The following is a 19,757-nucleotide window of genomic DNA, read 5'->3' on the forward strand; positions in this document are numbered from 1 at the left end:
GCCGCCTTCGGCGTCGCGGCTCTGTTGGATTGCGCCGCCTTCGGCGTCGCGGCTCGGTCGCCGGGAAGTCGGCCGTCCGCGCCTGACCCCGCGACGATCGAAAAGCGTGATCGCCGCGGGGTCAGGCGCGGACGACCGACGCGACCTCGCGGTGCGTGCCGGGACGGGTCAGGTGCCGGGGACTGGTTCTGGGACCTCGGCGTGTGGCTCCACCTCTACGCGGTTGCGGCCGTGGCGCTTCGCTCGGTAGAGCGCCATGTCCGCGGCGGCGAAGAGCTGGTCCAGTTTGGCCGGGCCCGCCGCCACGCCGATGCTCACCGTCGGCCGCCGCGTGGTGCCGAGGACCATCGTCCAGTCGTGGTGGTCCACCGCCGCCCGGATGCGTTCCGCGACCGTCGGGCCGACCTCCATCGAGTTGGCGCCCGGGTCGCCGAGCAGGACCACGAACTCGTCACCCGCCCACCGGGCGACGAGGTCGGCGGACCGGCACTCGCGGCGGAGCAGCTGCGCGATCTCCCGCAGCGTCGCGTCGCCCGCGGCGTGGCCGGCGTCGTCGTTCACGCCCTTGAAGCGGTCCACGTCGACCAGCACCAGCCACGGCACCCGGCCCCGCGCGGCCGTGCTCTCCAGCAGGCCGGCGGCCGCGCGTTCCAGGCCGAGGCGGTTCGCGAGGCCCGTCAGCGGGTCGCGCGCCGCGGCCTCCTGCGCCGCGACGGCCAGCCGTTGCGCCTGCACGGCGACGCGGCGCTGCTCCAACGCCTGCGCCAGGCCCTCCTGGAGCGTCTCGGTCGCCGTCTTGCCCGCGGCCACCGAGCACCGCAACGCGGTCGCCTCGCCGACGTGGTCGTCCATCCGGGCGCAGATGTCGGCCAGGTCGAGCGAGAACCGGAGCAGCAACGACGGGTCGTTGATGGCCTCCGCCGCCGCGACCGCCCGGCTCGCCAGCGTGCGGGCCTCCACCAGCCGGTCCTGCTCGCGCCGGACCACCGCGAGCACCCAGCCGGACACCGCCATCGCCCACTTGTCGCCCGCGTCCTCCGCCTGCCGCAACGTCTCGCGGGCGTTCTCCTCGGCCTGCTCCAGCTCGCCGACGCCCGCCAGCGACCTGCTGTACGCGGCGAGCAGCGCGCGCCGCATCTGCTCGTCCTCGACCAGCTCCAAGCCCTCTTTGAGGTAGCCGCGCGCCTCCTCGAAGATCGCGGGCGCCCGGTCCGGCGGCGACGAGATCGCGCGGAAGTTCAACGTGCCGCCGAGCCCTTGGAGGCAGTGGGCCAGCACCTCGACGCCGTCCTCCGACGTCTCCGCCGCCTTGCGCGCGACCTGGACGGACAGCCGCAGCATGTCGACGGCCGCACGGCGGTTGCCGATGCCCTCCAGCAGGTAGGCCAGCGCGTGCATGGCCTGCGCGGCGGCGGCGTTGTCGCTGTGCTCGCCGTCGAGGTCGGTCCAGCCCTCCGCGGCCAGCTCCAGCGCGAGCGGGATGCGGCCGAGCCGCCACGCCAGCTTCGCCCGGTTGACCAGCACCGCGGACCGCTGCCAGCGGTCGGCGCCGGGCGGGACCCGGCTCACCACCTGGTCGAACAGGGAGTTGGCCTCCGGCAGGCGGCCAGCGTTCAGCAACGCCTTGACCTCAAGGTCGAGTTGCGGCACCTGCCCCGCTACCAGCGGCTCTCGCTGCTCCACTCGTGCTGACACTCCATTCCGACTCGGCGATGCGGTACGCGGGTCCGCTCGCCGCCGGCACGGCTACCACAGGCTACCGGCCGGAACGCCGGGTGTACCGCTCCTCGTGCAGCACGTCGTCGAGCGGCATCCGGTTCCGCCAGCCGTGCCGCTCCAGGTCGGGCGTCTCCGGCAGCCGGTCGACCGGTCCCACGCACAGCCACGCGACGGGCCGCAGCGGCTGCGGGACGTCCAGCAGCCGGCGCAGCACGTCCTCGCGGTAGAAGCTCACCCAGCCGACGCCGAGGCCCTCGGCGGTCGCCGCCAGCCACAGGTTCTGGATGGCCAGGCACACCGAGTACAGGCCCGCGTCGGCGATGGCGTGCCGGCCCAGCACGGCGGGCGAGCCGCGGTCGGGGTCGTAGGTGACGACCACGCCGACCGTCGACTCCAGGATGCCCTCGACCTTGATCTTGGCGAACAGCTCGGCCTGGCGCGGGTCGAGCTCGGCCGCGAACACGCTGCGCTCGGCGTTGACGTGGTCGCGGAAGGCGCGGCGGGTGTGCTCGTCGCGCACGACGATGAAGTCCCACGGCTGGGACAGGCCCACGCTGGGCGCGGCGTGCGCGGCGGTGAGCACCCGGCGCAGCACGTCCGACGGGATCGGGGCGCCGGTGAACTCGCCCCTGGTGTCCCGCCGGCGGTGCACGACGTCGTAGAAGCTCATTCGGACGATGGTGCCTCACGCGATCCGGCGATCCGGCCGTCGGAGGCGTGGCGTCCGTCTCAACGGGACGGGGCGGCGCCGTCCTCACGGGACGGCGCCGCGGGCGTCACACGAGGTCCGGCGCGGAGGCCAGGAACACGTCGAGCACCCCGTCCCCGATCTTGACGGGGCCCTGCACGTTGTTCTTGCCCGGCGGCGACTGGAGCGCGGACGCCTCCGCCGCCAGCGCCGCCGACTCGTCGAACCCCTCGGGCCGGCCGTCCAGCCCGTCGAGGGTGGCGAGGAACGCGCGGCCCCACAGCTCGGTCGCGTGGAGCCAGACGTCCGCGTCGGAGACGAAGCCGTCCCTGGTCCCGCCGTCCCGGATGAGCGCCGGGGCGTCCGCGATGCGCTGGGCGTACGGCCGCAGCCCGGCCACCGCGCCGGTCCGGTCGCCGCTGTCCCACGTCGTGCGGAACCGAGCCAGCTCGGCGGCGAGCGCCGGCGCCTGGGGCAGCCAGATCTCCGGCTCCCCGGTGATCGGGGCGAGGTTGTTGAGGTCGAAGAACGTCTCCAGCGCCTCGGCGGTCGCCTGGTCGTTGTCGCCCATGTAGAGGGCCATCCGGTGCCGGTTGCGGGCCGGGTCGTACGCGGCGTCGTTCCAGGTGAAGTCGGCGACGCCGAACAGCGCGACCTGGCTCGCGTGCGCCTGGTTCATCGGGTTGCCGGTGATGCCGGTGAGGTGCGGGCCCATCCCCGGCTCGCGCTTCGCGTAGGCGCCGAGCAGCAGCCGGCCCGCGGACTCCGTGTAGTCGTTGACGGGGTAGTTGTCCCAGACCAGCGGCTTGCGGCCCCACACGGCGGCGGCGGCTTCCGCCTCCGGGACGGTGATCGCGGGCGGCGTCACGCCGGCGCCCGTCCACATCATCACGACCCGCTCGTCCAGCCCTTCGCGGATCGTCTTCTTGTACGGGCTGTCCGCGACGTCGTAGTACTCGACCGGGACGGTCTGCAGCGGCCCGACGCCGTCGAGGCCGGGGAGCACTTCGCGCTGCACGTAGTTCAGCAGGTCGACCTGCGCCGCCGCGGCGGCCGCGGGACCCGCCTCGCCGTAGCGCTCCGCGTCGGACGGGCAGTTCCACCGGGTGTAGTCGATGTCGTCCAGCGGCAGGGAGAACGACCGGACGCCGACGTCGTGCAGCTGCCGGAACTTGTCCGCGATCGCGTCCCGGTCGCCCTGGTCGGAGTAGCAGACCGACAGCCCCGGCGCGAGCGCGTAGGTGAACCGGATGTGCCGCTGCGCGGCCTCCCGCGCCAGCTCGCCCAGCTCGTCCGCCCGCTGGTCCGGGTAGAGGTCACGCCAGCGGTCACGGTGGTAGGGGTCGTCCTTGGGCGCGTAGATGTACTCGTTGAACTTCACCTTGCCGGAGAAGTCGATCATCTCGCGCTGCTCCTGGTAGGTCCACGGCAGGCCGTAGAACCCCTCGACGATGCCCCGCACGGGCAGCGAGGGCCGGTCGACGATCCGCACGCCGGGGATCGAGCCGGGCTGCACCAGCTGCCAGAACGTCTGCGCGGCGTGGTACCCGCCCGCCGCGTCCGAGCTCGTGATCAGCACCTCGCCGGGGCGCACGGCGATCTCGTAGCCCTCGGCGGGCGGCGCCGGGTCGCGCCGCAGCCGCACCACGATGGACGCCTCGCGGTCGGAGTCCGGCGGGACGACCTCGACCTCGGTCGCGCCGCCGTCGAACAGCGACTGCCGCACCAGGTCCACGGTCGGCCGGTCCGCCGAGTCGTCGGCGAACACCAGCGCGTCGCCGGACAGCGCCGCGTCGTCGCCGAGCCGTTCGAGCTGCTGGGGGGTGGGCCAGATGTCCGGCACCGTGCCGGGCGCGAGGCCGGACGGCGACTCGTCGTGCGCGTTCAGCCCGACCACGGCCGTCGTCACGACGGCCAGGGCGGCCACGGCCGGTATCCAGACTCGCATGATCGCCAGTGTGCCCGAATCCGGCGGGTGGCCGGTGGCCGTTCACCCGGCCGTCCGCGAGCTGATCGCGCCACACGATCAGGTGAAACGGCCCCGCGGGTCCGGTGAGCACGTCGTCGTCCGGCGTTGAATGGCCGGTCATGGTCGGAACTGTGCACGGGTCCGCGCTCGGCTTCGCGGGCGGCGTCGGGGTGACCGCACTCGCCGCGAAGTGGCCGGTGTTCGCCCTGCTCCTGCTGGTGGTGGTCGTGGCGGTCGTCTCGTGGTGGACGACGGTGCCGGGGGCGGTGCTGACCGCCGTCCAGTGCTGGGGCCTGTACGCGAGCTTCGTCGTCGGCGACGCGGGCCGCCTGGTGCTGGACTGGCCCGCGCTGGCGGTGCTGGCGGTGGCGAGCACGGCGTCGTTCAGCGGCCTGGCCAGGGGCAGGGCGGCGGCTCCCGCGGGTTCCCGACCGGTGTGACGCGGGACCGCGCTCCGGCGGTTGGAATGACAATCGTTGTCGTTTAGAGTGGCCGACGTGGAAACCGTTGTCGTGGTGGTGGCCGGGATGGGCGGGCACGGCGTCGCCGAGGAGGTGTGGCGCGCCTCGCCGGGGTCCGTGCTCGTGCGGCACGACCTGTCGGCGCTGTCGTCCGGGCTGGTGCGGCGCTGGGTCGACGGCGTGCTCACCGAGCTCGTGCTGGAGCACGGCTGCGTCTCGTGCACGCTCCGGGAGGACATGCTGCCGCTCCTCGCGTCCCTGGGCGGGCGGGTGGTGCTCGACCTCGACCCGGCGCTGGAGCCGGAGGCGGTGTGCCTGGCGCTCGCCGACCAGCCGGTGCGGGTCGAGACCGTGATCGGCGTCGTCGACCGGGCCACCTGGCTGGCCGACGCGACCGGTGACGCGACGCTGGGCGAGCGCGGCATCGGGCTGCCGTCCGACGAGCGCACCGTGGCCCAGGTCGTCATCGGCCACGCCGAGTTCGCCGACGCGCTCGTGCTCACCGGACCCGGCGGTGACGACGTGCTCACGGCCGTGCTCGACCGCGTCGCGCCCGGCACGCCCCGGTTCGAGCTGTCGTCGCTGGACGCGTCGGCGTTGACGTCCGTGCCGGTCGGGCGGCGGTTCACCCCGGCGTTCGGGCCGTTGTCGCGCGGCGTGCCGGTCGAGCCCGCGGCGGGTGTGTCGGTGGTGCGGTTCGCGGCACGGCGGCCGTTCCACCCGATGCGCCTGCACGACGCGCTCGACGTGCTGCTGGACGGGGTGGTGCGGGCGCGCGGGCGGGTGTGGGTGATCAGCCAGCCGTCGCGGGTGATGTGGCTGGAGTCGGCGGGCGGCGGGCTCGGCGTCGGCGCGGTCGGCACGTGGCTGGCCGAGCTGGACGACTGGTCCACTGTGGACCCCGAGCGGTGCGCGTTCGCCTCGCTGGACTGGGACCCCGACTTCGGCGACCGCGCCCAGGAGGTCGTCGCGGTGTGCCTGCGGGACACCGGCGAGGCCGTGCTCGCCGCCCTGCGGGACGCGTTGGTGACGGACGAGGAGCTGGCGCTGCGCGACGAGCTGGAGTTCGTGGACCCGTTCTCGGAGTGGCACGAGATGGAGGAGCTGTGAGACCACTGGTGGTTGACCTTCACCCGGGGTGAAGGCACACCGTCCGGACAACGTGGTGTGCGTCGTCGCGGACGTGGTCCCGGCCTAGGCGAGCGGACCCTGGGTCTCGCCGTCCGGCGAGGTTCGCCACTGGTCGAACGGCCGGTCCAGGCGCCACGTCCGGCCGTCGTGGGTGAGGACGCGGTCCTCGCACGTCTCCAGGTTCGACAGGGACTCGAACAGCTCGATGCTCCACCCGAACAGGCGGCGGCAGAGCAGGCGGATCGTGAGGCCGTGCGACACGACCAGCGCCGTGCCGGGGTGTGTCGGGTCCGCCATGCGGGTTTCGAGGTCGGTCAGGAACGCGGCCAGGCGGTCGTCCACGTCCGCGCCGGACTCGCCGTTGGGCAACCGGAAGAAGAAGTGGCCGAACGCGTGCCGCTGGTGCTTCAGCACCTGCTGCTGGACGGGGTCCTGGAGGTTGCCCCAGTCCTGCTCACGCAACCTCGGCTCGGCGACCGTGCGCTCGGCCTGGTCGCCGAGGTCGAGGTTGCGCAGGGTCGCCCTGGTGCGCACGTACGGGCTCACGTAGACCGCCGCCGGGTCGCCGTTCAGCAGCTCCTTGATCCGCGGGCCGGCGGCGCGGGCCTGCTGCTCGCCCACCTCCGTCAGGGGGAGGGCGTGGTCGGGAATCCGGCAGTACGCCAGCTCGTCGACGTTGCCCAGGCTCTGTCCGTGACGCAGCAGGATGATCCGCACCCGTCCATGGTGCCGGTGTTACATTCCCTGGCGAAACCGGACGGAAGGTGTCACATGGTCAAGTACATCGCGCTGTACCGGAAGCCGGCCGACGTCGAGGCGTTCGACGAGGCGTACTTCACCTCGCACCTGCCGTTGGTCGAGCGGACGCCGGGCCTCCTGCGGGCCGAGGTGGCGAAGGTGTCGCGGGTCTTCGTGCCCGGTTTCCTCGGCGAGCACGAGCCGCACCTCGTGGCCGAGATGCACTTCGAGTCCGCGGAGGCCATGAAGGCCGCCTTCCAGTCGCCCGAGTGGCAGGCCGCCGGCGCCAACCTGACCGAGATCGGCGGGCTGGAGCTGGTCGCGATGTTCGCCGCCGAGGTCGTCACCGAGGTCGGTGCCCGATGATCTCCGTGGTGATTGGCGGCGGCACGATGGGCGCCGGCGTCGCCCACCTGTTCCTCGCCGGCGGGCACGACGTGGTGCTGGTCGAGGCGGGCGCGGACCGGGCGCTGGCCGCCCGGCGGGCCGTCGAGGCGTCGCTGGCCAAGGCCGCCGACCGCGGCAAGCTGGACGCGGTGCCGCACGAGCTGCTGAAGCGCCTGACCGTGGTGGAACGGCTGGACGACGTGGCCAGGGCCGCGTCGCTGGTCGTGGAGGCCGTGCCCGAGGACGTCGAGCTGAAGCGGCGGGTGCTGGCGTCGGCCGCAAACGCTTGCCCCGACGCGGTGCTGGCCTCCAACACGTCGTCGCTGTCGATCTCGGTGCTGGCCGAGGGGCTGCCCGGCGAGCGCGTGCTCGGCATGCACTTCTTCAACCCCGTGCCGGTCCAGCAGCTGGTCGAGCTGGTCCACCACGACGGCGTGTCCGCCGAGGTCGTCGCCAAGGTCCGGGGCTGGGCCGAGGAGCTGGGCAAGACCGTCATCGAGGTGCGGGACGCGCCCGGTTTCGCCACCTCGCGGCTCGGCGTCGCCGTCGGCATGGAGGCGATCCGCATGCTGGAGGAGGGCGTGGCGAGCGCGGAGGACATCGACACCGGCATGAAGCTCGGCTACGGGTGGCCGATGGGCCCGCTGCGGCTGACGGACCTGGTCGGGCTGGACGTCCGGCTGGCCATCGCCGAGCACCTGGCCGCCGAGCTGGGGCCCCGGTTCGAGCCGCCCGCGCTGCTGCGCGAGAAGGTGGCCGCAGGTCACCTGGGCCGGAAGACCGGGCAGGGCTTCTTCACCTGGTAGGCAGGACGGCGTGCTGATCCGCGAGCTGACCGTGGACGACGTCGAGGACGCCGACCGGCTGCGCCGGGTCGCCTTCGGGAGCATCGGCGGCCCGTCGTTGCGGCCCGGCCGGCGCGGGCTGGCCGCCGAACTGGACGGACGCCTCGCGGGCGTGCTGACGATCAAGGACTTCCACCAGTTCTACGGCGGCTCGACGGTGCCGATGGGCGGCCTCGGGCTGGCCGTCGCACCTCACGCGCGGGGACGTGGGCTCGCGGGCGCGCTGCTCGACGCGTCGCTGCGGGACCTGCGGGAACGCGGCCAGGCGCTGTCCGCGCTGTACGCGACCGTGCCCGCGCTCTACCGGTCGCGCGGGTGGGAGCGGGCCGGCGTCCACGAGTGGCTGGACCTCCCGCTGGCCCGGGTGCCCGCCGGGGCGCGGATCGACGCCCGGCCGGCGGTCGCCGGGGACCTGTCCGCCCTGCACGCCTGCTACGCCGACCTGGCGTCCACGGTCGACGGGATGCTCGACCGGAGCCCGCCCGCGGTGGACGTGGCCGACGTGCTGGCGCTCGACGTGGTGTCGGTGGTGCCCGGCCACGACGGCGACGTGCGCGGGTACCTCGCCGCCGAGCGCGGCGTCGACCGGCTGCGGGTGTTCGACCTGGTCGGGCGGGACGTGACGACCCAGCTCGGGCTGCTGAGCGAGCTGGGCAGCTGGTCCGGGGTCCTGGACCGGGCCGCGGTCCGGGTGACCGACCCCGCCGTCACCGGCCTGCTGACGGACCAGGCGGTCGAGTTCACCGTGACCACGTCCGCGTGGCTCCTGCGGGTGGTGGACCTGCCGGCGGCGGTGGCGGCGCGGGGCTGGCCCGCGGCGCGGTGGCTGAGGCCGGCGGCCGTCGACCTCGACGACGTGGACGAGCACGCGCCGTGGCACGCGGGACGGCGGCGGGTCGTCGTCGAGGACGGGCGGGTGCGCGTCGAGCCCGGCGGTTCCGGCGCCGTGCGGCTGCACGCGCGCGCCCTCGGGCCGTGGTTCAGCGGCATGCAGGACAGCCACGCGCTGCGCCGCGCCGGCCTGCTGGACGGTGACGCGGCGTTGCTCGATCGGCTGGTCGGCGCACCCGGCGTCCCACGTCTGGCGGATTTCTTCTAACCTGACCGGCCGTGCTGCTCGCCGCGCTGGAACTGGTCGGTATCGCCGCGTTCGCCGCCTCCGGGGCGGTGGCCGCGGTGCGCGCGCGGCTCGACGTGTTCGGGGTCATCGTTTTGGCGCTGACCACCGCGTTGGGCGGCGGGATCGTCCGGGACGTGCTGCTCGGCGTGCACCCGCCCGCGGCGCTCGTCAGCTGGCCGTACCTGGCCGTCGCCGGTGTCACCGGACTGGTGGTCTTCTGGTTTCACCCGACCGTGGCGAAGTTGTGGCGGGCGGTGCTGCTGCTCGACGCCATCGGGCTCGGCCTGTTCGTCACCGCGGGCACGACCACCGCGCTCGCGCTGGGCGCGCCGCCGTACGCCGCGTGCCTGGTCGGGATGACGACGGGCATCGGCGGCGGCGCGCTGCGGGACGTGCTGCTGCGCGAGATCCCGCTCGTGCTGCGCCGGGAGATCTACGCCGTCGCGGCCCTGGTCGGCGCCGTCGTGGTCGCCCTGGGTGATCACCTCGGGCTGCCGGCCGTGCCGGTGACGCTGGTCGCGTCGGCCCTGATCGTGGGACTGCGCCTGCTGGCGATGTGGCGGCGGTGGAACGCCCCGGTGGCCCGCAGGCTTGACGGCTAGCTCACACGCCCTTCTCAGGCGGCTCTCAGGACCAGGAGCAAGACTGAACCCCATGCGCATCCTCGTTGTCGACGACGACCGGGCCGTGCGTGAGTCGCTTCGTCGCTCACTGCAGTTCAACGGCTACCAGGTCGACCTGGCCGGCGACGGCCGGCAGGCTCTCGAGTCCGTCGTCTCCCAGCGCCCCGACGCCATGGTGCTGGACGTGATGATGCCCAGGCTCGACGGGTTGGAGGTGTGCCGCCGGCTGCGCAGCACCGGCGACGACCTGCCGATCCTCGTGCTCACCGCCCGTGACGCCGTGTCCGACCGGGTCTCCGGGCTGGACGCCGGCGCCGACGACTACCTGCCCAAGCCGTTCGCGCTGGAGGAGCTGCTGGCCCGGCTCCGCGCGCTGCTGCGGCGGGCCGCCTCGGAGGCCGCGGAGCCGGCGGGCGCGGTGCTGCGGTTCGCCGACCTGGAACTGGACCCCGGCACGCGCGACGTGCGGCGCGGCGACCGCCCGATCAGCCTCACCCGTACCGAGTTCGCCCTCCTGGAGCTGTTCCTGGCGCACCCGAAGCAGGTGCTGACCCGCGGCCGCATCCTGGAGGACGTCTGGGGCTACGACTTCCCGACCTCGGGCAACGCGCTGGAGGTCTACGTCGGCTACCTGCGCCGCAAGACCGAGGCCGAGGGCGAGCCCCGGCTGCTGCACACCGTGCGCGGGGTGGGTTACGTGCTGCGGGAGACACCTCCGTGATCGGTGCCGCCAACGGGCGGTTCCAGCGCGTCTCGCTGCGCGCCCGGGTCACCCTCCTCGCCGCGTTCTGCGTCGCCGGCGCGGTCGCCGTCGTCTCGCTCGGCGCGTACATGACGGTGAGCCAGAACCTGCACTCGCAGATGGACGACAACCTGCGGCAGCGCGCGGGCGCCGCGGTCAACGCGCCGAAGGTCAACAACGACGTCACCGAGATCCCCGGCGCGTTCCTCGCCGCCGGGGACATCCGGATCGGCGTGCTGGACGTCAGCGGGCGCATCCTCTACCCGAAGGGCACGGTCGCGCCGCCCACCCAGCCCGCGGACCTCGACGTGGCGCGCGGGACGGCGCTGGAGAACATCTGGACCGACACCCGGACCGACTTCCGGGTGATCTCCGTGCCCTACGGCGACGGCCAGGCGATGGTGATCGCGCAGTCCACCAAGCCGCTCAACACCACGCTGGGCAAGCTGTCCGTGGTGCTGTTCGTGATCAGCGGGCTGGGCGTGCTGGTCGCCGCCGCGGCGGGCACGGCGGTCGCGCGCACCGGGCTGCGGCCCGTGCAGCGGTTGACCGAGGCCACCGAACGGGTCGCGATGACCGGTGACCTGCGGCCCATCCCGGTGTCCGGCGACGACGAGCTGGCGCTGCTGTCGCAGCGGTTCAACGCGATGCTGGGCGCGGTCGCCGAGTCGCAGGAGCGGCAGCGGCGGCTGGTCGCCGACGCGGGGCACGAGCTGCGCACGCCGTTGACGTCGATGCGGACGAACCTGGAGCTGCTGCTGGCGTCCGAGCAGCCGGACTCGCCGACGCTGTCCGACCAGGACAAGGCGGAGATCAACGCCGACGTCCGGGCTCAGCTGGACGAGCTGACCACGTTGATCGGCGACCTGGTCGAGCTGGCCCGCGAGGACGCGCCGCAGGTCGTGCACGAGCCGGTCGACCTGGTCGAGGTGGTGGAGCGCGCGCTGGACCGGGCGAAGCGGCGCGCGAGCGACGTGCAGTTCGTCGTGGAGGTGCAGCCGTGGTCGTTGCTCGGTGATTCCAGCGCGTTGGAACGCGCCGTGCTGAACCTGCTGGACAACGCGGTGAAGTTCAGCCCGACCGGCGGCGTGGTCCGGTTGTCCCTGCGGCAGCTCGGCGACGGCAGCGCCGTGGTCGAGGTGGCGGACTCCGGCCCCGGCATCGCCGACGCCGACCTGCCCCACGTCTTCGAGCGCTTCTACCGCTCCTCCGAGGCGCGCACGCTGCCCGGCTCGGGCCTGGGCCTGGCGATCGTGAAGCAGGTGGCCGAGCGGCACGGCGGCATGGCGTACGTGGGCCGTGCCCCGGAGGGCGGCGCGCTGTTCACCCTCCGCCTCCCCGGACGCCCCACGCCGGTGCCGACGCCGTCCGCGACGGCGAACCAGATGTCCTCCTGAATGCCGAAGAGCGCCCCGGCGCACGCGTGCCGGGGCGCTTCGACAGGGCGCGGCTCAGCCCTTGGTGGAGCCGAGGGTCAGGCCGCCGATGAAGTGGCGTTGCAGCACGAAGAACACCACCAGGGTGGGCAGCGCCACGAGCAGCGAACCGGCGGCCACCAGGTTGTTGTCCACGAAGAACGTGCCCTTGAGGTTCTGCAGCGCGGACGTGATCGGCATCTTGTCGCCGGTCTGGATCAGCACGAGCGCCCAGAGGAAGTCGTTGTAGATCCAGGTGAACTCCAGCGTCGCCAACGCCGCCAGGGCGGGCCGGCACAGCGGCAGGATCACCTGCCAGTACTGGCGGAACACGCCGGCGCCGTCGACCCGCGCGGCCTCGCTCAGCTCGTGCGGGATCGTCTTCATGTAGTTGCTGAGGACGAACACGCAGAAACCGGACTGGAACGCCACGTGGATCAGCACCAGGCCGAGCTGCGAGTCGAGCAGGACGCCGCTGTCGCTCAGCCACTCGGGCACCGGCGTGAGCAGGTACAGCCGCCACAGCGGGGTCACGATCACCTGCTGCGGCAACAGGTTGCCCGCGGTGAAGAGCATCAGCAGGACCAGGTTGAACCGGAAGCTGAACCGGGTCAGGCCGAACGCCACCATGGAGCTGAGCAGCAGCACCAGCACGAGCGCCGGCAGCGTCACGACCAGCGTGTTCAGGTAGTAGTGCGGCAGGTCGGCCTGCGTCCACGCGTTGGTGAAGTTGTCGAACGTCAGGCTCTCGGCGAGCGAGAAGTAGCCGTTGCGCGCGGTGTCGTCGTACGTGCGCAGCGACGCGTAGAGCGCCCACAGCAGCGGGGCCAGGGTCGCCAGGCACGTCAGCACGAGGAACGCGTGCAGGGCCGCGCGGGCCACCGGGTTGTGGCCAGGCCCCTTGGGCCGCGGTCGGTTCCGGTCCGGTCGGTTCCGGTGCGGCCGGTCCTGCCGCGTCCGGTCCTGCTGCGGTCGCGGCGTCACGCCCGTCCCTCCTCGCGGAACACCTGGAACAGGTAGGTGATGATGAACCCGAGCGAGATCAGCAGCAGGATGACCGCCAGCGCGGAACCCCACCCGATCCGGCTCGACTCGCCGATGATGTTGTCCGTGACCAGGACGGACAGCAGCTCCAGCCCGTTGCGCCCCTTGTTGATCACGTAGACGATGTCGAACGCGCGCAGCGCCTCGATCACGGTGACCACGAGCACCACCACGTTCACCGGCTTGAGCACCGGGAACGTGACCCGGAAGAACGTCTGCGCGGCGCTCGCGCCGTCCAGCGCCGCCGCTTCCTTCAGCGCCGGGTCGACGGACTTCAGCCCGGCCAGGTACAGCAGCATGATGTAGCCGGTGTGCCGCCAGCCGGCGGCGACCAGCACCGCGTACAGGTTGATGTCCGGGTCGCCGAGCCAGTTCACCGGGTCCGTCGACGCCGTGCCGAGCACGTTGTTCAGCAGGCCCTGCTCGGGCTGGTAGATCAGCTGCCAGATGAACCCGACCAGCGCCAGCGACAGCACCATCGGCAGGTACAGCGCGCTCTGGTAGATCCGCCCGAACCGGAGCTGCCGGTCCAGCAGCACGGCGAGCAGCAGCCCGGCCACGGTCGGCACGACGATCAGGAACAGCAGCCAGATCAGGTTGTGCCGCAGCGCGGGCCAGAACCGCGGGTACCGGGTGAAGATGTCGACGTAGTTCTGGAAGCCGACCCACTCGACGTCCTCGAACCCGCCGATGCCGTCCCACGAGCTGAAGGACAGGGCGATCGAGCCCAGCGCGGGCACCCACACGAGCGCGAGGTGCACCAGCGACGGGATGCCGAGCATCAGGCCGAGGACGAGCTTGTCACGGGGCGCGAGCGCGGTGGCGCGGCGCCGGGAACGCCGGGACGACGGGGAGGGCTCCGCCGTCCCGGCGGGTTCGGGAGGGGACTGCAACGCGGTCACGCCGTCACCCCGTGAAGATCGTCTTCGCCTGGTCCGCCATGCCCTTGAGGATCGAGTCGATGTCGTCGGGGTTCTGGATGAACGCGTTCAGCCCGTTGGTGGCCGCGTCGCTGGCGAACCGCGGGTCGGTGTCGCGGTCGAGGAACTGCGTGATGTGCGCGGCCTCCTTGATGACCTGCGCGGCCTTCTTCTGCAGCGAGTTGTAGCCGGACGTGTCGGCCTTGTTCGACGTGGCGATGACGCCCGTGTCCGCCTTGGTGTAGAGCAGCTGCGCGGACGGCGCCGCCAGGTACTCCAGCAGCTTCTTCGCGCCCTCGGGGTTGGCGGGCTTCTTCGCCATCATGTAGCCGTCGATCGGCGCCTCGACCGTGTCCTGGCCGTGCTCCGGGTTGATCTCCGGGTACGGGAAGAAGTCGAGGTCCTCCTCCTCGCCCTTGAACTGCTGGGCGATGAACGAGCCGAGCAGCATCATGCCCGCCTTGCCCTGCTGGAGGGACTGGGCGGCCTCCTGCCACTCGCGGCCGAGCGCGTTCTCCTGGTGCAGCGGCAGCAGGCGCTTCCAGGTGTCGAACACCTCGCGCACCTTCGGGCTCTGCCAGTCCTCCTTGCCGGCCATCAGGTCGACGTGGAACTGGTAGCCGTTGATGCGGAAGTTCAGCTGGTCGAACGTGCCCATGCCGGGCCAGCCCTGCTTCTGCGCGAACGCGATGGGCACCAGGCCGTCGGCCCGCATCCGACCCGACAGGGCGACCATCTCGTCCAACGTCCTGGGCACCTCGTACCCGCGCTGCTGCCACACGCTCTTGCGGTAGAACATGCCCCACGGGTACTGCGTGAACGGGATCAGGTACTGCTTGCCGTCCGAGGCGGTGGACGCCTCCTTCAGCGCGGGCTCGTAGCCGCCGGAGACCTTCGACCACACCTCGCTCAGGTCGCCGGTCAGGCCCTTCTCGGCGAAGAACCGCATCCGGTAGCCCGCGAACCAGGCCAGCACGTCGTCCGGCCTGCCCTGCAGGTAGTTGTTGATCTGCTCCTGGTACTGCTCGTGCTGCTTGGTGTTGATCGTGACCTTGAGCTTCGACTCGTCCTCGAACGCCTTCAGCGCCGCCGTGATCGCGTCCTTCGGCACCTGGTCGGACGCGTTGTTGCCGAACGTCACCGCGTCGGTGGCGCCGCCGCCGTCACCGGAGCCGCACGCGGCCAGACCGGGGACGGCCGCGATGCCCGCACCCGCGACGATCGCCTTCAGCAGGGCCCGTCGGCCCAGCAGGGGGTGGGGGCTGGTGGAGAACCTCGTCATCGTCGCTCCTACGGGTGACACTCGACCGAATCAACCGAACACCGAACACGGAGTCAAACAAGATTGCGCACAATGTGGTCTGCAACACAGGTCGTGTCAAGCGGTGTTACCGAGCCGTTAACGCTGTGGCTACGGGCCGAATAGCGGTGACCTGACGTAGCATCGAAACCTTTCGATCTTGTACCGCCGAACAGAGGCAAACGATCGACTTTGTTGGAGTGTGTTGACGTTTGGCCTCACTGTGAGTCACGCTTGCGGCTATGACGACATGGCCCAACGGCGTGGGCGGCCTGGCCTGGGGCGCCGACTACAATCCCGAGCAGTGGCCCGAGGACGTGTGGGCCGAGGACGTCGCGCTCATGCGGCGCGCCGGGGTCAACCTCGTCAGCGTGGGCATCTTCTCGTGGGCTCTGTTGGAGGTCGAGGAGGGCCGCTACGAGTTCGGCTGGCTCGACCGCGTCCTCGACCGGCTGCACGAGGGCGGTATCCGGGTCGACCTGGCCACCGCGACCGCGTCGCCGCCGCCGTGGCTGACCACCGCATACCCGGAGGTGCTGCCGGAGACCGCCGAGGGCGTCCGGCTCACGCACGGCTCGCGCCAGTCCTACTGCCCCAGCTCGCCGGTCTACCGGACGAAGGCCGTCGCGCTCGCCCGCGCGCTCGCCGAGCGGTACCGCGACCACCCGGCCCTGTCCGCGTGGCACGTCGGCAACGAGTACGGCTGCCACGTCCCCCGCTGCTACTGCGACCGGTGCGCGGTGGCGTTCCGGGAGTGGCTGCGGACCCGCCACGGCAGCCTCGACGTGCTGAACGAGGCGTGGGGCACCGCGTTCTGGAGCCAGCGCTACACCGAGTGGGACCAGGTCCTCCCGCCGCGCGCGACGCCGACCGGCCCCAACCCCGGCCAGCTGCTCGACTTCGACCGGTTCTCGTCCGACGCCCTGCTGGCGCTGTTCACGGCCGAGCGGGACGTGCTGCGCGAGGTCACCCCGGACGTGCCGGTGACCACCAACTTCATGGTCGCGAGCTTCGGCGAGCTGGACTACTGGAAGTGGGCCGCCGAGGTCGACTTCGTGTCCAACGACCACTACACGTTCGGCGAGAACCCCGAGCGGCACATCGATCTCGCGTTCTCCGCCGACCTGGTGCGCGGCCTCGCGGGCGGCAAGCCCTGGCTGCTGATGGAGCACTCCACGTCGGCCGTGAACTGGCAGCCGCGCAACGTCGCCAAGCTGCCCGGCGAGCTGCGGCGCAACTCGTTCGCGCACATGGCCCGCGGCGCGGACGGCACGCTGTTCTTCCAGTGGCGGCAGTCGCGGGCGGGCGCGGAGCGCTACCACTCGGCGATGGTGCCGCACGCCGGCCCGGACACGAAGGTGTACCGCGAGGTCGAGCAGGTGGGCGCCGAGTACCGGCGGATCGCCGAGGTCGTCGGCTCCACCGTCACCGCGCCGGTCGCCGTCGTCTTCGACTGGCAGTCGTGGTGGGCGTTGCGGCAGCCGGGGCACCCGACGGTCGACGTCCGCTACCCGGAGGTCGTGTTCGGGCTGTACCGCGCGCTGTGGCGGGCCGGGGTGACGGTCGACTTCGTGCCGCCCGGCGCGGACCTGTCGACGTACCCGCTGGTGTTCGCGCCCGCGCTGTACGCCGTGGACGACGCGACGCCGTACGCCGAGTACGTCGGCTCCGGCGGCCACCTGGTCGTCACCTACCTGTCCGGCGTCACGGACACGCGCGGGCACGTGCACCTGGGCGGCTACCCCGGCGCGTTCCGCGACCTGCTCGGCGTGCGGACGGAGGAGTTCCACCCGCTGCGCGCGGGGGAGACCGTGACGCTGGACGACGGCTCCTCGGCGACCGTGTGGACCGAGCACGTGCACGCGGACGGCGCGAAGGTGCTCGCCTCCTACACCGACGGCCCGCTGCCCGGCGTGCCCGCCGTGACCCGCAACGAGCACGGCCGGGGCGTCGCCTGGTACCTGGCGTGCGGCCTCACCGGCGACGGGCTGGACCGGCTGGTCCGGGCCGCCCTCGACCACGCGGGCGTGCCCACCGGCCCGGAGGGCGTCGAGGTGGTGCGGCGGCGCGGCGAGGCGGGCTCGTGGCTGGTCGCGATCAACCACGGGGACCGGGACGCGGAGCTGTCCGCGACCGGGGTGGAGCTGCTGTCCGGCGAGCGCGCGACCGGCCGGGTGGTCGTGCCCGCCGGCGGTGTGGTCGTGCTCAGGGAAGAGGTGTGACGTGCTGGCACGCCAGCGGCAAGCGGTGATCCTGGAAGAGGTCCGCCGGACCGGCGCGGTGCGGGTGAGCGACCTCGTCGTCCGGCTGGGCGTGTCGGACATGACCGTGCGCCGCGACCTCGACGTGCTGGCCGCCCGCGGCCTGGTGGAGAAGGTGTACGGCGGCGCCACGTCCGTGGTCGGCCGCAGCACCGACGAGCCGGGGTTCGAGGCGAAGTCCGTGCGGCAGCTGCCGGAGAAGGAGGCCATCGCCGCGTTCGCCGCGGGCCTGGTGCGCCCCGGCACGGCCATCGGCCTGTCCGCGGGCACCACGACGTGGACGCTGGCGCGGTTCCTCGACGACATCCCGGACCTGACCGTGGTGACCAACTCGATCCGGGTCGCCGACGTGCTCCAGCAGAGCGGGCGCACCGACCGCACGGTGGTCCTCACCGGCGGTGTGCGGACGCCGTCGGACGCGCTGGTCGGGCCGGTCGCCGTGCAGGCGCTGCGGTCGCTGCACCTGGACGTGGTGTTCCTGGGCGTGCACGGCATGGCCGAGCGGTCCGGCTTCACCACGCCGAACCTGAACGAGAGCGAGACCGACCGGGCGCTGGTCGACGCGGCCGGTCGGGTGGTCGTGGTCGCGGACCACACCAAGTGGGGCACCGTCGGCATCTCCACGATCGCCGCGCTGGACGAGGCGGACGTGCTGGTGAGCGACGAGGGATTGGCCGAGCCCGCGCGGACGGTGCTCGGCGAGCAGGTGGGCGAACTGGTCCTGGCGCACGTGCCGGGACGCGGAGAGGAACTGGCGTGAGGCGCACGGCGGGGAAACTTGCCGATGGTCGGGAGATCATCTACTTCGACGACACCACCGACCCGCCGCCGAGGCAGGCGGTGGACACGCGCGACCTGCCGCGCACCCAGCCGCTGTCGGAGGTGCGGCGCGACCCGTTGACGGGCGAGTGGGTGGCGATGGCCGCGCACCGGCAGACCCGCACGTACAAACCGCCGGCCGACCTGTGCCCGCTGTGCCCGACCACGCCGGGCAAGCCGACCGAGATCCCCGAGTCGTCGTACGACGTCGTGGTGTTCGAGAACCGGTTCCCGTCGTTCGCGCCGGACGTGCCCGACCTTCCGTCCACTGTGGACGGAATGCCGATGGTGGCGCGGGCGGCGGGGCGCGGCCGGTGCGAGGTCGTCTGCTTCACGTCCGACCACAACCAGTCGTTCGGCTCGCTGCCCGTCTCGCGGGTGCGCACGGTCGTGGACGCGTGGGCGGACCGCACGGAGGCGCTGAACGCGGTGCCCGGCGTCGAGCAGGTCTTCCCGTTCGAGAACCGCGGCGAAGAGATCGGCGTGACGCTGCACCACCCGCACGGGCAGATCTACGGCTACCCGTTCGTGACGCCGAAGACCGAGCGCATGCTGAGCGTCGCGGCCGAGTACCAGCAGACCCACGGTCGTCCGCTGATGGGTGACATCCTGGCGGCCGAGCGGGCCGCCGGCACGCGGGTCGTCGCCGAGGGGGAGCACTGGACGGCGTTCGTGCCCACCGCGGCCCGCTGGCCGGTCGAGGTGCACGTCGTGCCGCACCGCCAGGTGCCCGACCTGCCCTCGCTGACCGACGCCGAGCGGGACGACTTCGCCGCGCTCTACCTGACCGTGCTGCACCGGCTGGACGCCCTCTACCAGCGTCCGCTGCCGTACATCGCGGCGTGGCACCAGGCGCCGGTGCGCACCGGCCGCGACCTGTCGTGGCTGCACCTGGAGGTGTTCTCCGTGCTCCGCACGGCGGACAAGCTCAAGTACCTGGCGGGCTCCGAGTCCGGCATGGGCGTGTGGATCAACGACGCCACGCCCGAGCAGATCGCGGAGCGGCTGCGCGAGTCCTGACGGCCGCTCACGTCCGGCGGGGGCCGCCACTCTCACAACTGATGCCCAGTTTCGTTTAAGCCTCCTCTCAGGCGGGCACCGCAGAGTGGTGGACATGACCGAGAACGAGCAGCCGCAGCAGCCGCAGCAGTCTCCGCAGCCTCAGCCGCCGCAGAGCCCGTGGGCGCGTGGTGCGAGCGATCCCGGTCATGACCACGCCGGCGGAACCGGTGCCGTGCAGGGCGGCAGCGGTGCGCCGGAGTCCACCGGAGCGCGGGGTGCCTGGCAGGGAGGCCCGGCGCGACCGGAGGACGCCGACGGACCGGCGGCAGGGGCCGGTCGGTCGGACGCCGGGTCGGCGGGTGCTGTGCAGGGCAGCACCGGCCGCCCGGCCGACTTCGGCTCTCCGAACGCTCCGGGGACGGGCGTCGGACAGCCGGGTTCGGGAGCGGAGGGCGCGGCGTCCCAGCCCGCGGACAGCCCCCTCCGCCCGGACAGCGTGACCTCGACGGGAACCGCCGGGGGTGCGCCGGCCCCCGGCTCACCGGCCGCCGGTCACCCGCACCCCGGGGCGCC

The 19,757-nt window shown here is 72.6% G+C and carries 18 protein-coding genes; 11 read left to right on the forward strand and 7 right to left on the reverse strand.

Translation table 11 applies throughout. The annotated features are described in order from the left end of the window. Nucleotides 1–168: 168 nt before the first annotated feature. From ACFQ3T_RS22285 to ACFQ3T_RS22295, 3 genes are all read right to left on the reverse strand, one after another. On the reverse strand, nucleotides 169–1,683 hold the full coding sequence (locus tag ACFQ3T_RS22285) for a GGDEF domain-containing protein (protein WP_380725446.1): 1,515 nt from the start codon (nucleotides 1,681–1,683) through the stop codon (nucleotides 169–171). A gap of 73 nt (nucleotides 1,684–1,756) precedes the next feature. Further along, nucleotides 1,757–2,389, reverse strand: a complete 633-nt coding sequence (gene bluB / locus ACFQ3T_RS22290; RefSeq protein WP_380725448.1) for a 5,6-dimethylbenzimidazole synthase — start codon at nucleotides 2,387–2,389, stop codon at nucleotides 1,757–1,759. 106 nt (nucleotides 2,390–2,495) lie between these two features. Beyond that, nucleotides 2,496–4,355 (reverse strand): beta-N-acetylglucosaminidase domain-containing protein, encoded by a 1,860-nt coding sequence (locus tag ACFQ3T_RS22295; protein WP_380725450.1) that lies wholly within the window; start codon nucleotides 4,353–4,355, stop codon nucleotides 2,496–2,498. A 140-nt stretch (nucleotides 4,356–4,495) separates the two neighbouring features. Between ACFQ3T_RS22295 and ACFQ3T_RS22300 the strand changes: the two genes are divergently transcribed. Together ACFQ3T_RS22300 and ACFQ3T_RS22305 are read left to right on the forward strand one after the other, a co-directional pair. Then, nucleotides 4,496–4,816, forward strand: a complete 321-nt coding sequence (locus ACFQ3T_RS22300) for a hypothetical protein (RefSeq protein WP_380725452.1) — start codon at nucleotides 4,496–4,498, stop codon at nucleotides 4,814–4,816. Between the two features lie 57 nt (nucleotides 4,817–4,873). Beyond that, nucleotides 4,874–5,947: a CobW family GTP-binding protein gene (locus ACFQ3T_RS22305; RefSeq protein ID WP_380725454.1), complete on the forward strand. Its 1,074-nt coding sequence runs from the start codon at nucleotides 4,874–4,876 to the stop codon at nucleotides 5,945–5,947. Nucleotides 5,948–6,031: 84 nt separating this feature from the next. Here the strand turns inward: ACFQ3T_RS22305 and ACFQ3T_RS22310 are convergent, their stop codons facing one another. Beyond that, the gene (locus ACFQ3T_RS22310) at nucleotides 6,032–6,685 is read right to left on the reverse strand and encodes a histidine phosphatase family protein (protein WP_380725456.1); all 654 of its coding nucleotides are present in this window, start codon (nucleotides 6,683–6,685) and stop codon (nucleotides 6,032–6,034) included. Between the two features lie 54 nt (nucleotides 6,686–6,739). Between ACFQ3T_RS22310 and ACFQ3T_RS22315 the strand changes: the two genes are divergently transcribed. The 6 genes from ACFQ3T_RS22315 to ACFQ3T_RS22340 are packed head-to-tail and all read left to right on the forward strand — an operon-like array spanning nucleotide 6,740 to nucleotide 11,820. Continuing rightward, complete coding sequence (locus ACFQ3T_RS22315; protein ID WP_380725458.1) at nucleotides 6,740–7,072, forward strand: EthD family reductase; 333 nt, start codon at nucleotides 6,740–6,742, stop codon at nucleotides 7,070–7,072. After that, nucleotides 7,069–7,899 (forward strand): 3-hydroxyacyl-CoA dehydrogenase family protein, encoded by an 831-nt coding sequence (locus ACFQ3T_RS22320; RefSeq protein WP_380725460.1) that lies wholly within the window; start codon nucleotides 7,069–7,071, stop codon nucleotides 7,897–7,899. The genes ACFQ3T_RS22315 and ACFQ3T_RS22320 overlap by 4 nt, the downstream gene beginning before the upstream one ends. A gap of 10 nt (nucleotides 7,900–7,909) precedes the next feature. Further along, nucleotides 7,910–9,037 carry a GNAT family N-acetyltransferase gene (locus ACFQ3T_RS22325; RefSeq protein WP_380725462.1) on the forward strand — a complete coding sequence of 376 codons (1,128 nt, stop codon included), beginning with the start codon at nucleotides 7,910–7,912 and terminating at the stop codon, nucleotides 9,035–9,037. A gap of 11 nt (nucleotides 9,038–9,048) precedes the next feature. Beyond that, nucleotides 9,049–9,660, forward strand: coding sequence for a trimeric intracellular cation channel family protein (locus tag ACFQ3T_RS22330; protein WP_380725464.1), 612 nt, complete (start codon nucleotides 9,049–9,051; stop codon nucleotides 9,658–9,660). A gap of 52 nt (nucleotides 9,661–9,712) precedes the next feature. After that, on the forward strand, nucleotides 9,713–10,402 hold the full coding sequence (locus tag ACFQ3T_RS22335; RefSeq protein WP_380725466.1) for a response regulator transcription factor: 690 nt from the start codon (nucleotides 9,713–9,715) through the stop codon (nucleotides 10,400–10,402). Beyond that, nucleotides 10,399–11,820, forward strand: coding sequence for a HAMP domain-containing sensor histidine kinase (locus ACFQ3T_RS22340; protein WP_380725468.1), 1,422 nt, complete (start codon nucleotides 10,399–10,401; stop codon nucleotides 11,818–11,820). Before ACFQ3T_RS22335 ends, ACFQ3T_RS22340 begins: the two co-directional genes overlap by 4 nt. 54 nt (nucleotides 11,821–11,874) lie before the next feature. Here ACFQ3T_RS22340 and ACFQ3T_RS22345 read toward each other — a convergent pair whose 3' ends face one another. From ACFQ3T_RS22345 to ACFQ3T_RS22355, 3 genes are read right to left on the reverse strand one after another with little or no spacing between them, the layout of a single operon-like run. Then, nucleotides 11,875–12,822, reverse strand: coding sequence for a carbohydrate ABC transporter permease (locus ACFQ3T_RS22345; protein WP_380725470.1), 948 nt, complete (start codon nucleotides 12,820–12,822; stop codon nucleotides 11,875–11,877). After that, entirely contained in the window at nucleotides 12,819–13,784 is a 966-nt protein-coding gene (locus ACFQ3T_RS22350; protein WP_380725472.1) for a carbohydrate ABC transporter permease, read from the reverse strand. Before ACFQ3T_RS22350 ends, ACFQ3T_RS22345 begins: the two co-directional genes overlap by 4 nt. Nucleotides 13,785–13,788: 4 nt before the next feature. After that, complete coding sequence (locus tag ACFQ3T_RS22355) at nucleotides 13,789–15,084, reverse strand: ABC transporter substrate-binding protein (protein ID WP_380725474.1); 1,296 nt, start codon at nucleotides 15,082–15,084, stop codon at nucleotides 13,789–13,791. 260 nt (nucleotides 15,085–15,344) lie between these two features. Between ACFQ3T_RS22355 and ACFQ3T_RS22360 the strand changes: the two genes are divergently transcribed. Genes ACFQ3T_RS22360 through galT form a run of 3 tightly spaced genes read left to right on the forward strand, consistent with a single transcriptional unit; the run spans nucleotide 15,345 to nucleotide 19,202 of the window. Further along, entirely contained in the window at nucleotides 15,345–17,324 is a 1,980-nt protein-coding gene (locus tag ACFQ3T_RS22360) for a beta-galactosidase (protein ID WP_380725476.1), read from the forward strand. A gap of 1 nt (nucleotide 17,325) precedes the next feature. Continuing rightward, nucleotides 17,326–18,123: a DeoR/GlpR family DNA-binding transcription regulator gene (locus ACFQ3T_RS22365; RefSeq protein ID WP_380725478.1), complete on the forward strand. Its 798-nt coding sequence runs from the start codon at nucleotides 17,326–17,328 to the stop codon at nucleotides 18,121–18,123. Further along, complete coding sequence (galT, locus tag ACFQ3T_RS22370) at nucleotides 18,120–19,202, forward strand: galactose-1-phosphate uridylyltransferase (protein ID WP_380725480.1); 1,083 nt, start codon at nucleotides 18,120–18,122, stop codon at nucleotides 19,200–19,202. Before ACFQ3T_RS22365 ends, galT begins: the two co-directional genes overlap by 4 nt. Nucleotides 19,203–19,757 lie beyond the last annotated feature (555 nt).

The sequence above is a fragment of the Saccharothrix hoggarensis genome (assembly GCF_042678885.1).
Classification (GTDB): domain Bacteria; phylum Actinomycetota; class Actinomycetes; order Mycobacteriales; family Pseudonocardiaceae; genus Actinosynnema; species Actinosynnema hoggarensis.